Raw genomic sequence first — 13,340 nt, forward strand, 5'->3', positions numbered from 1 at the left:
ATTAACTGTTTAAATTCGTTGGTTCTCCAACCTCCAAACAAACCTTGAGTTAGTTGGTCGCGGATTTAAGTTTTCGTTGTTAGAATCCATTGCGGCTACTTCTCCAATACCAGACTCAAACAAAATCACATTATAGTTGTAATCCTCATGAAGTGATTTAATCAAATCGTTTCGTAGTTCAAATACTTCTTTTGAACCGTGATTAAATTCACCAAGTAAAAGAATTCTTTTATCCTTTAATTTATTGATTACTGGTTGCCACTTAATGTCTTTGTAGGTAGAATTGGAATCTAAAACGACTACTTTATCTTTCAAGTAATCGACTTCCTTATTGGTCAAATACTGCGCAACACATAGATAATTTGACAATAGTATGAACATGGATATTACGGATATTTTATTCATTGGTTTACTTTTGTTTATATCTTATAGATAATCATAAATTTAGCATGTTACACAGTCTGCTTTAAAACAATTGAATTACCGTCTACGTCTCTAATAGCAATTTCAATGGATTTATTTGTCTCTTCTGTTAAATTCATAAATATTCCGCCAAATGCTTCAACCTTCTTAATACAACTCCTAATATCATCAACTGCAAATGTTAATTGATGCCTATTATCTCTTGCTGTGATTCCTGCCATACTTGCCGGACAAAGTGTGATTTTAATAGCATCAATATAACTTTCATGAATTTTCATTTGTTTAATTTCGATATTTTTAAAATTTATGTCAAAAACATTTTCATAAAATGCTAACATTGCATCCATATTAAAGCACCCAATTACTAGTTCTGTAATTTTCACTACTATTGCTTTTCAAAGTTGTAATCAATTTTCTTATCTCCTCCGGATATAGAAGCAATAATCGTATTTCCGGAAATTTGATAATTTATTTCCTTTGGAAAATCGTGTTCAGGATTTACCGCTTTGAATCCTTCACTATTAAATTTTATAATTTTGAATTTTGTCGGATTTCTGTTTTGTGGTACTTCTGCAATGTAATAGTAATCGTTTCCTTCTTTTTTGATAGTGCAATGTTCTGAATACACAGTATCTTTATCTTTTAGTACTACTGAAATACATTTGTATGTTTTGCCATCTACTTTTTTCCAACTTTCGATAGTTTGTGTTCCTGGTTTACCATTTTTACGTTCCCATGAACCAACTAACCAATCAAAATCTGATTTGGCGACACCACAAGATGTTAGTATTATTAAAGAAATAATAATTAATTTGTTCGTTTTCATATTTGATGTTTATAGAATTATAATTTAGTATTTGGATTGATTAATCTTTTAATATTTGCAAATAGTAATAGTATTATTATCAAGACAATATTTAAGAGAGGAAAATCTAATTCCTTGAAGTTTAAAATATGTATAACCAGTACTCCTACCATTACAGCAATTAGCCATATAACATCCATGTAGCATTGTTTTAGGAAAGAGAAGAAAAAGAGTCCCTAAAACTTCAAAAGAGCCTACAACATACATTATATTAATGTCTAAGTTCCAATTTTCGAAATTTAATGCCATAGTAGAATCTGTTTGAAATTTCCCGAACCAGCCAACAAAAAAATAACTATGATTATTATTCGTACAATCATTAAACCATATTTTATAAACTTTTGCTTTTTCATTCAATTATCACAATTTTAGTTTCAAGAAATATGGATTACAAAAGCGTAATTATAGTGTCCATAGTCATCACGATTACAAACATTACCAGCTTCATAAGTTCAGGTCTCTCTATTTTATTTATAGTATTAAGCACTTGTTGCCGTTATACTTCAAAATCATTGAAAAGATTCTATTCTGGTGTTGGCAATTCTATCGTAGATACTAGATTTACCTTTGCTCAAAACAATAGTTATAAAATATATTATTACTATTATTTGAGGGACTATGTTGACTATCCAATTCCATAATGGTATTTCTACCCCTTGATTAGAATAAAATAAGGCCCAGTGAATTCCGAAATGAGCCATTTCCCAAGGAAAAATTTTAAAAAATACACGGATAAAAATGTTCCTCTTTGAATTGTTTTCAACTTTTATTTTTACCCACTGTTTTCCTATAGTTCCTTTTTTAGAACTGCTTTCATAAAAAAAGAAGTATAAGAACACAGGTAGTGTTAGTGTAAAAAAACTAATTACATTTCCCGTAATTGGATCTAATTGCGTTAAAGGTTGGTCTAAAATTTTATGTATTGTATATGTTAACAAGAACAATAAAGCAGCATAAATAATTATAACAAAGTAATCTATACAATAGGCAAATATCCTTTTTAATATCATTGTGTTTAAATGTTTTGAATAAATATACAGTGTGGTTAGCATTAAAATTTATTAAGTATGATCTATTAGGTATCAAAAAAGGAATTTGAGACAATAAAATATAGACCTTCCTCAATAAAAGCTACTATTAGTAGATTTAATAATTATAATTAAAGACGGATCTTTAAGTTGAACAATTGTAAAACCTAAAGAATACTTATATTTAACTTTAAAATTGCATCTAATAATTTACTTTCACCAATACTTTTGAAAATTCAACTAATTATACTGATAATCGAATACAGCCTGGCATTTTTAATGCTAATTGTGATTTTACTGAATCTGATAAAATCAAAAATACATAATAGGATATTAGCATATTTCTTATTAATTGTGCTACATGGTATCATTTATGATATTTTTAATCCCGATCACTTACCTCTTCTATATTTTGAAATTTCAGGTTTGTTTTTTTCAATTATTTACTATGGTCCAGTTTTGTATATTTACCTAATGTCTCTTTTTAACGTTGATCTCAGTACCAAATATTTCATCAGTCATTTGTCACTTCCTTTTATTATTTTGGTATTAAAACTTATTAATGAGCTATTGATTAACAATGAACTAAGAGGAGTTGGCGCTTTAATTTATCTGCTTTCCTCCATCTCTTTATTAGTATTTTACCTTTACAAAGGCTATCTATTAGTTAAGAATAAGAGGCAATATCACGGCATTATTTACAAATTTCGTTTTCGATTATTTTACTACACCGTGAACGGATATTTTATTTTGTTTTTTATTTCCATGGTAATATATGGGCTTTTCGCAATGCTTAACGGCTTTGGGAACTCTATGGAAACAGCTCAGTTAATTCATTATTCAATTTTTTATCCATTTTGTTTGATTGTATCTTTCTATGGTGCGACCGAAGCCGTTTGGATTAAAGAATATTTTATAACCAATCCTCTCGAAAAAATAAAAGATAACCAACAAGAAATAGAAGTATTTCAAATTATCGTAGATAAGATTGAAACTGACAAAGCATTCTTAAACCGTAATTTATCAATCGAAGCATTTGCCAGGCAGATTGAATTCACCCCTCAGATTGTAAGTAACAGCATAAAAATTGGTGGTCATAAAAACTTTAATGGTTTTATCAATAGCTATAGGGTAAATTATTTTAAGGATAAAATGAGCAGCCCAAAATATAAAGACTATACACTATCAGGAATTGCCCTTGAATGTGGTTTTAATTCCAAAGCTACATTTTTTAGAGTTTTTAAAAACCTAGAAGGTATTACACCAAATGAATACTTAAAATCATTACAAAATGTTTAAAATTTATTACTTTATAATTTTGAAGGATAATCCTCTTCTTCACTAAAAACACTTACTAAAACTTTTGTTTCAGATAATTTTGACATGACTTTTAACACTTAAAGGTGTATGTGCTTTTTAGTGTCATTTTGATATGTGAAAAAAACATTTACCCCCTAATGTAACCCAGGTTACATCAAGAATCAAAATTATAACTTAAATTTATACAATAAAACAAAAGGAATAATTAAAAACTATGGTATGAGTGACAGGAATTTATTATTAGAACCGTTATTAATCTTTAAAATAAATCAATGAAAATAAAACAATTTGAATATAAGCCTTTATCGCATTACTCTTATGCCATCGTTAGTGACGGCGAGATGGCCATCATAGACCCGTAACGTGATCCAAAGGACTATTATGCTTTCGCAAAGGCAAACAACGCAAAAATAATCGCAGTCATCGAGACCCATCCGCACGCCGATTTTGTAAGTTCACACTTACAGATTCATAAAGAAACTGGTGCAACGATTTACAATAGTGAAAAACTGGGTGCAGACTATCCACATAAACCCTTTGACGATGGTGACAGTATTAAAGTGGGAGATAGTACCCTAAAAGCTATTAATACACCAGGCCATTCCCCGGACAGTATCACAATAGTTACCACCCAAGACAGCGATACAGCCTTGTTCACGGGAGATACTTTATTTATAGGAGACGTTGGTCGTCCTGATTTACGTGAAAAAGCCGGTAATATGAAAGCAAAACGTGAAGCACTTGCCGAAATGATGTATGAGACGGTAACGACTAAATTTCAGGACTTACCTGACGCGGCTGTGGTTTATCCAGCACACGGTGCGGGCTCCTTGTGTGGCAAGAACTTGAGTGATGCTGCCAGTAGTACTCTAGGTAATGAGCGTGTGAGTAATTGGGCCTTTAAAAAACAGTCTAAAGAAGAATTTATGAATACCATACTTGATGGCCAACCATTTATACCTTCTTATTTTGGATTTGATGTAGACATCAATAAAACAGGAGCCGAAAACTTAGAACCTGCCCTAAATAAGGTTCCCTTTAAAAAGGAATCAACCGCTACAGGCTTAATTGTCGATATGCGAGATGAGGCTTTATTTAAAAAAGGCCATTTAGCAGGAAGCATAAATATACAAGCCGTTTCAGAGAATGCAAAATTCGAAACTTGGTTAGGTGCCATTATAGAACCAGTAAGAGATCTTTACTTTAGTAATTGATAAAGAAACCTCTAAAGACTATATGCTTAACAGGGTTGCAAAAATTGGTTATGAGAAGCAACTCAAAGCCGTTATTACCCTCAATAATGACCATCTCGTTAAAACGAAAGCATTAGACTTGAAAGACTTTAAATCTCATCCTGAGAACTATACCATAATTGATATTAGAAACACTGGCGAAGTGGAAGAAGAAAAGTTTTTTAAATCCGCAAAATCACATCCTTTGAATGAGTTGAGAGAAAGTGCCAGCAAGATTTCGTCAAATAAACCTATCGTCGTACATTGTGCAGGGGGTTATAGAAGTGCGGCTGGAAGTAGCATTTTAGAAAAGCAATTAAGAGGTGCCACTGTCTATGATTTGAGCGAGGCTATTAATGATTTTAAATAAAACATGATGAAAACGATAAACAACATTGGTTTAGATGCTAAAGCATCGCAAACCACTGCAGCGCAATTAAACGATCTGCTTTCAAATTATCAATTGTTCTATATGAATCTAAGAGGATTTCATTGGAATATAAAAGGAAAAAAATTCTTTGAATTACATCTCAAATTTGAAGAACTCTATAATGACGCTTTGATTAAGGTCGATGAGATTGCCGAGCGTGTACTTACATTAAGCGCAACACCACTTCATTCTTTTGAAAAATATATGGAGACTTCTACTATTAAACCAGCAGAAAATGTAACTGTTGGTGAAGTTGCTATAGATAGTGTTTTAGAAGCTTTAAAGACCTTATTAAGTAAAGAAAGAATCATTTTATCTACGGCTTCAGAGGCCAATGATGAAGGTACAGTAGCCTTGATGAGTGACTACATTGTACAACAAGAAAAACTGGTATGGATGCTATCTGCCTATCAAAATTAAAGTATAGAGTAACTATTAAAACTAAAAAGCCTTTTTGAAAATATCAAAAAGGCTTTTTAGTTTTAGAAAAATGCTTTAAAAGGCTTACAGAACAAATGCTGAAAAATTTCTACCTGGATCATTACTGGGTGCTCTTGTAGAATCCGCTTGATTAACAAAAGAGAAATTCAAGTGGATATTACTCGTTTCATCATCAGCCAAAAGAGTCAGAGATTCATTTATCAATGTCTTTGTCGTACACTTTTAAATGCACCATCCCAATCAACATTCTTATAATATTAGAATATCTTTGATGAATATTTCATCTTTATAAATTTAATACAATAAACGTAGTGTATAATTCTAAAGAAAAATTAAAGTGAAAAATTTAACTCACAAAAGATTTGTTTTTCTGTCAAATTCAGTTATGTTTTGAACTCAAAAAAAAGGATATTTAGACGATGCAAAAAGAACTAAAAATCATAATCAATAAGTGCCGACAGTTGTTATCCCGTTTCTATGATAAATATGACGTAGGGCTACCTTATCTCATAACATCTGCGATAGCCCTTATTATTGTTATTGGTGGCATAAAACTCTTTATTAAGCTCACCGAAAATTTAAAAACGGACCTGTTGTCGCAATTCGACAGCTCAATCTACCAATATATCATCTCCTTTAGATCTACACCCCTGACTAATTACTTTGTATTTGTCACCAATGTAGGCGATGTGTATGGCTATTTAATAGTATTAATAATATGCTCTCTTGCCTTCTATTTCATCTTGAAAAGCTGGAAGTTTGTGGCGCAATTAAGTTTAGTATTGGTTATGGCATTGAGCTCTAACATCATTTTAAAAGAAATCATAAATAGATCCAGGCCGAACTAGAACATTTGGTCACTGTAGAAACCTTGAGTTACCCCAGTGGTCATGCCATGACAGCGATGGCTGTTTATGGCTTTTTAATTTACCTTTTCTATCACTTTAAAATCAATAGCTTTTTGAAATTTGCTATTATAACCATTTTGGCAATCCTAATTTTAAGTATTGGTATTAGCAGAATTTATCTTGGTGTACATTTCCCTTCTGATATTATTGGTGGGTTTATAGCTGGTTTTATATGGGTGGTATTTTGTGCATTGGTCTTTAATATTATTGGGCTTTTTAGAAGAGATGCTCGTAAATAAGACCATCGCCAGTGATAAATACTTGTTTTAAGATTCACGACTAGGTTATGCTTAAATAAATAAGACACTATTTTAAAAAATTTTAACTTAAAATAAAGAGTCTTTCATGCTTTTAGTATTTACTTTGATAGCTTAAAACTGGGTTCGTATTAGTTATGAAAACACTTAAAAATCTCTTTGGATTTCTTATCCTTTCGCTGCTTTTTTGTGCACCGGTAAGTGGTGACAATCTAGCGTTTTCAGAAATACCTAGTGATTATTCCATAAAACAAGATGATGCTATCCGAGACCTTATCGCATGCGGGATTGTTTCTTTATCTTGATACAGAAACCGAATCTCTAGTTAATCTCGCTCCACCTGACACCTTCCCATTATCTTTCGATGACAACACTGAAAAAAGAGATGGACTCCTTAACAAAAACAAGCTACTTACACGAGATCAAAGTTGTAAGTTTCACAACTATAACCGCGATTTTACTTATAGATCGTTTATAAAAGAAATTGTTTTCCCTTTCCATTCCTTTTGGTAATTCATAGTGATTCATTTTAGGATTAAAAGCAGGTGTTTTTTTTAAAAGAAAAGCGCTGCAAATTCACTATAAATTTTATTAAAAAAATTAAATATCATGGAAACAGGAATGATTGTTATTTCAACCCTATTAATAACCCTATGTGCATTACCATTTATACTGGTGTATGGAAGCACAAAAAAAAAGGAAATACTCCTTAAAATGGGATTAGAAGCCCTTATTAAGAAAGATAATGGACACCTAACAGATTATGTGGTTAGTTATCCGTTTGCTTTAGGATTTGATAGGACTACTAAACACATTTATTTTTACAAAAAAAACCAAGAAGAAGTGCTTTTTCAAAAGGTAAAACTCAATGAGGTAAAAGCCTGCGAGGTTCAGAAAGAGAAAAAGCATATAAAAAATGGAAAACAAAATAATGAAATCGTTCAAAGTGTTGCATTAGTGTTTACTTATACCAAGGGCAACACTGTTGAGCAGTTTAAACTTTATGATTTTGATGATAGCTCCCAGCCTAATGGTGAGATGGATCTGGCCGTGGCTTGGAAACAAAAAATAGAGGTGTTACTTTCTGAAAACGTGTCTGCTTTGGTAGAATCCAAAACAGAAAACAGGCCTCCGGAATTGGCATAAAACAATAAAATCGTAACCCGTTTTATCGTGTGGTTTTGAAAGAAAAGGTTAAAATATCAATATCTTAACCTTTTCATTTTTAAGATGAACACTAATAATACATTGGTAATTCTATTTAATATGGAAGAAGAGATCATGTTAGAGGTATTATCTTTAAACTCAAATATTAGTTATGACTAAAAAACTCAATCAACTGGAAGCGACTGCCATTTGTGGTAATGATATTAGTTCCTCTTGTCTTTATGTTTCGGCTTTAGCCATTGTTTATGCAGGTCAATATGCTTGGATTTCTTTATTAATTGTTGCCTTAGTCTTATTTTTTTTTAGAAAAATTTATGGTGAAGTCGTGGGTGCCCTCCCACTTAATGGTGGCGCATATAATGCGTTATTGAATACCACCAAGAAGTCTACAGCTTCTTTGGCAGCGACACTTACCGTATTATCCTATATGGCTACCGCAGTAATTTCTGCAAGTGAAGCTGTTAAATATGCGCACAGCATTTGGTCTTTCATTCCCATCATTCCAGTCACTATTGCATTATTAATTGTTTTTATGGGATTAGTAATTCGGGTATTGGTGAATCCTCGAAAGTGGCCATTGCCATTTTTTTGTTTCATTTAGTCTCACTCACATTATTGTGTGGCTTTTGTTTGTTTTTTTTATTCGATCATGGCACTGAAACATTATTTTCAAATTTCAGCACACCCGTGAAAGGAGGCATTGTGACCGCATTATTTTTGGGCTTCTCTGCTGCTATGCTAGGTATTAGCGGCTTTGAGAGTTCGGCTAATTATGTTGAAGAACAAGAAAAAGGGGTGTTCCCCAAAACACTACGAAATATGTGGATCGTGGTTACGGTTTTTAATCCGTTGATTGCTTTTTTGGCTTTGTGCATCATACCCATACCTACTGTTGTTGACAATCAAGATGCGCTGTTATCTCTTATGGGGAAAACGGCAAGTGGAAATTGGCTATCCTTACTCATCGGAATAGATGCTGCCTTAGTGTTAAGTGGTGCCGTACTAACGTCCTTTGTAGGTGTTGGTGGCTTAATGAAACGTATGGCTTTAGATCGCATTTTACCAGATCTTCTACTTAAAAAAACAAAAAAAGGAAGTAATTATTTAATATACATCCTGTTTTTCGTGCTATGTGTTTCCATTTTATTGATTACTAAAGGTGAATTGGCAAAATTAGCTGGGGTTTATACCATTGCGTTCTTATCGGTTATGATTCTATTTGGTTTAGGAAATCTACTCTTAAAAGTAAATCGTTCTCGATTACCAAGACCGAGAAAGATCGAGCTGGTTTGGCTTATTTATAGGTGTGTTTGCCGTTGCAGCTGCCATAGTAGGTAATATTATTTTAAACCCACAGTACTTAGCGATTTTTATGGAATATCTTATTCCTACGCTGGCGGTTGTGTTTTTTATGCTTTATCGCACTTCGGTTTTTAAGATCGTGTTAAAAATTCTAGATTATATTTTTCCGAGATAAAAACGCCCTTTTTATCCGACTGAATAAAATAATAAAAAAGGAGCTGAATACCATTAATAAGCAACAATATGTTTATTTTACTAATCATGATGATGTTTCTATTTTAAACAAAGTGTTGTTATATATTTCTAAAAATGAATCGACTAAAAACGTTAAAATAGTAACCGTTTTAGACGCAGGCCAAACGATTGCCAGCACTCTTAAAAAAGATATTGAAACACTCGATCGTGCTTATCCATTAATAAATGTAGAATTTATTGAAGAACCAGGTGTTTTTGGACCTGAAAAAATCCAGGAATTATCTAAACGATGGCACATCCCGACCCATTTTATGTTTATAGCGTCTCCTGGACATAAGTTTCCCTACAAAATAGAAGAATTAGGCGACGTTCGATTAATTATTTAATGGTATATACACCTACACTTATTAGATATTTTCTCAAAACAAAACGTACGTTGGCATGCAGTGCGTGACCTCTATAAAAATACGATACTCGTTTTATCTCTCATCAATTAAAGTTTAGTTTCTTAAGGTTGTATTTCAAATCCTGATTCTAAACTTGTGTAAGAACTTCCTCCTACGAACACTTTAAACGCTCCTGGTTCTAGTGCAAATTCACCTTGGTTGTTGAAAAATCCTAGTTCATCCTTAGTTAGGGTAAACGTAATCGTTTTAGAGTCACCAGGATTTAAAGCAACCAATTCAAAACCTTTTAGTTCTTTTACAGGACGCGTTACACTTGCATAGAGATCATGAATATATAATTGCACGACTTCTTTGCCTTTTACCTTCCCTGTATTTGTTAATGTTACACTAACATTTACTTTTCCGCTAGCATTATAAGTATTATTAACAACAATATTTTCATATTTGAATGTCGTGTAACTTAAGCCGTGACCAAATGGATATAATGGACCATTTTTTTGATCTTGATAATGCGACCAAAACACAACATCTTTGCCTGGAAGCGATGGTCTACCCGTACTTTTATAATTGTAATACAACGGTAATTGTCCAACATTTCTAGGAAATGTCACCGGTAATTTTCCACTTGGATTATAATCTCCATATAATACCTGCGCAATGGCATGACCACTTTCCGTTCCCAGTTGCCATGCTTCTACTATGGCTGGAATATGATCATCGGCCCAAGTAATAGTTAGTGGCCTGCCGTTATTTAAAACCAAAACAATATTTTTATTCGCCTTATATACGGCTTCCAATAATTCTTGTTGCACTCCTGGTAAACCGAGTTCTGTTCTACTTCGACCTTCCCCACTTTGAAATCCGTGTTCACCCAAAACCATAATAACGACATCGGCACTTTGCGCTACTTGTATCGCTTCATTAAAGCCGCTTTTATCGGTTGTGTTAATTTTTACTTCGATCGCAAATTCAGATTTTCCAAGAGACACATCGGCACCTTTAGCATAGGTAATGGTATTCCCATTATATTGTTTTAAGCCTTCTAAAACAGAAACGGCTGTACTATCATCAGCAGCAATTCTCCAACTCCCTAGTGGACTTGTTTTATCTGAAGCTAGCGCTCCAATTAAAGCTATTTTTTGACCCGTTTTTTTGAGTGGCAAGACGTTATTTTCATTTTTAAGCAGCACAATAGACTTCTTAGCCATGTCTAGAGAAGCGTCATGAATTTTTTTGCTCCCTATTACTTCGTTTTCACGAGCTTCATTACAGTATTTGTAAGGATCATCAAACAATCCTAGCTCATATTTAACGCGCAATATACGTCGTGCGGCATCCTCTATAAGTGCTTCTTCCACTTTGCCTTCTTTAACCAATTGCGCTAATTCCTCAACATAGAGATAAGATTCCATATCCATATCAGAGCCCGCATTAACCGCTAACGCTGCAGCATGACTTCCGTCTTTAGCATAGCCATGGGCAATCATTTCGGTTATTGATCCCCAATCTGAAACTATAAAACCATCAAAACCCCAGTTCCCTTTTAAAATATCGCGTTGTAAAAAGCGATCTCCAGTGGCTGGAACACCATTGAGTTCGTTAAACGAATTCATAAAAGTTCTAACACCAGCATCTTTAGCAGCCTTAAAAGGTGGTAAAATAACATTATATAAGGTAGAAGTTCCTACATCGGCAGTATTATAATCTCTCCCCGCTTCAGCGAATCCATAAGCCGCAAAGTGCTTAGCGCAGGCCACAATGGAACTGTGATTTGCAAGGTCGTCTCCTTGAAAGCCTTTCACTCGTGCTATAGCAATTTTGGAACCCAAAAAAGTATCCTCTCCTGCACCTTCCATAACGCGTCCCCATCGTGCATCTCTAGAGACATCAACCATAGGTGCAAATGTCCAATTAATACCCGCTGCAGAAGCTTCTTCAGCCGCCATTTGTGCTGACCTTTTTATGGCCTCCAAATCCCAACTGGCAGATTCAGCCAATGGAATAGGACTTAACGTTTTATAGCCATGAATGACATCGAAACCTATAATAAGTGGAATCCCTAATCTCGACTCCTCGACTGCTATTTTTTGAACGGCACGTACATCTTTAACGCCACGTACATTAAGCATGGAACCCACATACCCCTTTCTTAGGTGTTCGTACTTTTTTGCTGCATCACCCGCCTTAGGCTCAGGTCCTGTAAGATCCCAAAAACCATTATATTGGTTCATTTGACCTATTTTTTCTTCTAGAGTCATCTTGGACAACAGTAAATCGATCTTGTCTTCAATTTCTATAGTATAGACCGTATCTTTTGTGCTTTGGGCTATTAACTCCTGCTTGTTTTCTTTACATGTAAAGAGAAGAATTAGCAAGGAAAAAGATAAAAGTTTAGTTGTTTTCTTCATTATTGAAATATTCTTATATAATCTATTTCCATGCGGTCTTCAGAAAAATTAGACGGTATCTCTCCTCCAAGACTTCCTCCCAATGCCACATTGAGAATTAAGAAAAAATCGCTTTGAAAAGGGGTGTTGGCAATTGCGGATGCATCACTATTCATCACAAAAAATAGAACGCCATCAAGCAAAATTTTTATTCTTTCAGCACTCCATTCTAAAGAATAGACGTGAAATTGCGTGGAGGCATTTAAAATTGAGGTGTCCAGTCCATAACTTGCATAACTAGAGTTAGAAGTATTGAGCCAATGACAGGTCCCTAAAATTTTGTTTTTATCCCAGCCAGTTTGCTCCATGATGTCAATCTCTCCACAATTAGGCCAACCTACCGAAGGAAAATTAGCTCCCAACATCCATATGGCAGGCCAAGTACCAGGAGATGCTGGTAATTTTGCTCTAACATCTACTCGTCCATACTTAAATTCTGCAAGGTCAATAGATTTTAATCTTGAGGAGGTATAACCGTGAACCGCTGGCTTTGGCAATAATTTTTAGTACCCCACCTTCTACTCTCACGTTTGATGTGTTATTTGTATATGTTTGAGCTTCATTATTTCCCCAACCACCGGCACCGAGATCATACGTCCAGTTTTCGCTGTTAGGTGCTCCATCTATAAAAAATTCATCCGCCCAAATTGGTGGAGTTCCTATATAATAGGACACTGCAAAACTATCTGACTTATCTATAGCGCTATTTGTACTTGAATAAGCTATAACGGTCACATCATGGTTATCAATGCCTTCTTGAGCCGAAAAAATATGTTGATATGCGCCATCTGTACTTTGAACTTCATTACCGCCGTCAATTACAAATCCATAGGAAACGGCATTAGTCGCCTGTGCAAGAAAATTGACAACACCTGAACCATCTCCATAGATATTGTTACTATCTTGACCGAGAAACAT

Annotated in this window: 13 protein-coding genes and 2 pseudogenes; 8 read left to right on the forward strand and 7 right to left on the reverse strand. The window is 33.9% G+C overall.

Annotation, left to right across the window (positions count from 1 at the left end):
• Positions 1–9: 9 nt before the first annotated feature.
• The 4 genes from N7U66_RS03530 to N7U66_RS03545 form a co-directional block, all read right to left on the reverse strand.
• Positions 10–405, reverse strand: coding sequence for a hypothetical protein (locus N7U66_RS03530; protein ID WP_267677353.1), 396 nt, complete (start codon positions 403–405; stop codon positions 10–12).
• Positions 406–452: 47 nt separating this feature from the next.
• Positions 453–806 (reverse strand): VOC family protein, encoded by a 354-nt coding sequence (locus N7U66_RS03535; protein WP_267677354.1) that lies wholly within the window; start codon positions 804–806, stop codon positions 453–455.
• 2 nt (positions 807–808) lie between these two features.
• Positions 809–1,249: a DUF6265 family protein gene (locus N7U66_RS03540; protein WP_267677355.1), complete on the reverse strand. Its 441-nt coding sequence runs from the start codon at positions 1,247–1,249 to the stop codon at positions 809–811.
• Positions 1,250–1,797: 548 nt separating this feature from the next.
• Complete coding sequence (locus tag N7U66_RS03545) at positions 1,798–2,298, reverse strand: RDD family protein (RefSeq protein ID WP_267677356.1); 501 nt, start codon at positions 2,296–2,298, stop codon at positions 1,798–1,800.
• Positions 2,299–2,544: 246 nt separating this feature from the next.
• Between N7U66_RS03545 and N7U66_RS03550 the strand changes: the two genes are divergently transcribed.
• From N7U66_RS03550 to N7U66_RS03585, 8 genes and pseudogenes are all read left to right on the forward strand, one after another.
• Positions 2,545–3,615 (forward strand): helix-turn-helix domain-containing protein, encoded by a 1,071-nt coding sequence (locus N7U66_RS03550; protein WP_267677357.1) that lies wholly within the window; start codon positions 2,545–2,547, stop codon positions 3,613–3,615.
• 293 nt (positions 3,616–3,908) lie between these two features.
• A pseudogene (locus tag N7U66_RS03555) lies at positions 3,909–5,238 on the forward strand (MBL fold metallo-hydrolase).
• A gap of 6 nt (positions 5,239–5,244) precedes the next feature.
• Positions 5,245–5,718, forward strand: a complete 474-nt coding sequence (locus tag N7U66_RS03560; RefSeq protein WP_267678600.1) for a Dps family protein — start codon at positions 5,245–5,247, stop codon at positions 5,716–5,718.
• Between the two features lie 892 nt (positions 5,719–6,610).
• Positions 6,611–6,886, forward strand: a complete 276-nt coding sequence (locus N7U66_RS21315) for a phosphatase PAP2 family protein (protein WP_313791396.1) — start codon at positions 6,611–6,613, stop codon at positions 6,884–6,886.
• Positions 6,887–7,041: 155 nt separating this feature from the next.
• The gene (locus N7U66_RS03570) at positions 7,042–7,209 is read left to right on the forward strand and encodes a hypothetical protein (RefSeq protein ID WP_267677358.1); all 168 of its coding nucleotides are present in this window, start codon (positions 7,042–7,044) and stop codon (positions 7,207–7,209) included.
• A 304-nt stretch (positions 7,210–7,513) separates the two neighbouring features.
• Positions 7,514–8,050 carry a hypothetical protein gene (locus N7U66_RS03575; protein WP_267677360.1) on the forward strand — a complete coding sequence of 179 codons (537 nt, stop codon included), beginning with the start codon at positions 7,514–7,516 and terminating at the stop codon, positions 8,048–8,050.
• Positions 8,051–8,222: 172 nt separating this feature from the next.
• Positions 8,223–9,409: pseudogene (locus N7U66_RS03580) on the forward strand (APC family permease).
• Positions 9,410–9,660: 251 nt separating this feature from the next.
• Positions 9,661–9,954: a hypothetical protein gene (locus tag N7U66_RS03585; RefSeq protein ID WP_267677361.1), complete on the forward strand. Its 294-nt coding sequence runs from the start codon at positions 9,661–9,663 to the stop codon at positions 9,952–9,954.
• A gap of 122 nt (positions 9,955–10,076) precedes the next feature.
• Here N7U66_RS03585 and bglX read toward each other — a convergent pair whose 3' ends face one another.
• From bglX to N7U66_RS03600, 3 genes are read right to left on the reverse strand one after another with little or no spacing between them, the layout of a single operon-like run.
• Positions 10,077–12,383: a beta-glucosidase BglX gene (gene bglX, locus N7U66_RS03590; protein WP_267677362.1), complete on the reverse strand. Its 2,307-nt coding sequence runs from the start codon at positions 12,381–12,383 to the stop codon at positions 10,077–10,079.
• Positions 12,383–12,919 (reverse strand): glycoside hydrolase family 16 protein, encoded by a 537-nt coding sequence (locus N7U66_RS03595; protein ID WP_267677363.1) that lies wholly within the window; start codon positions 12,917–12,919, stop codon positions 12,383–12,385. The genes bglX and N7U66_RS03595 overlap by 1 nt, the downstream gene beginning before the upstream one ends.
• Positions 12,867–13,340 (reverse strand): glycoside hydrolase family 16 protein, encoded by a 474-nt coding sequence (locus tag N7U66_RS03600; RefSeq protein WP_267677364.1) that lies wholly within the window; start codon positions 13,338–13,340, stop codon positions 12,867–12,869. The genes N7U66_RS03595 and N7U66_RS03600 overlap by 53 nt, the downstream gene beginning before the upstream one ends.

This window comes from Lacinutrix neustonica (genome assembly GCF_026625145.1).
In the GTDB taxonomy this organism is placed as follows: domain Bacteria; phylum Bacteroidota; class Bacteroidia; order Flavobacteriales; family Flavobacteriaceae; genus Lacinutrix; species Lacinutrix neustonica.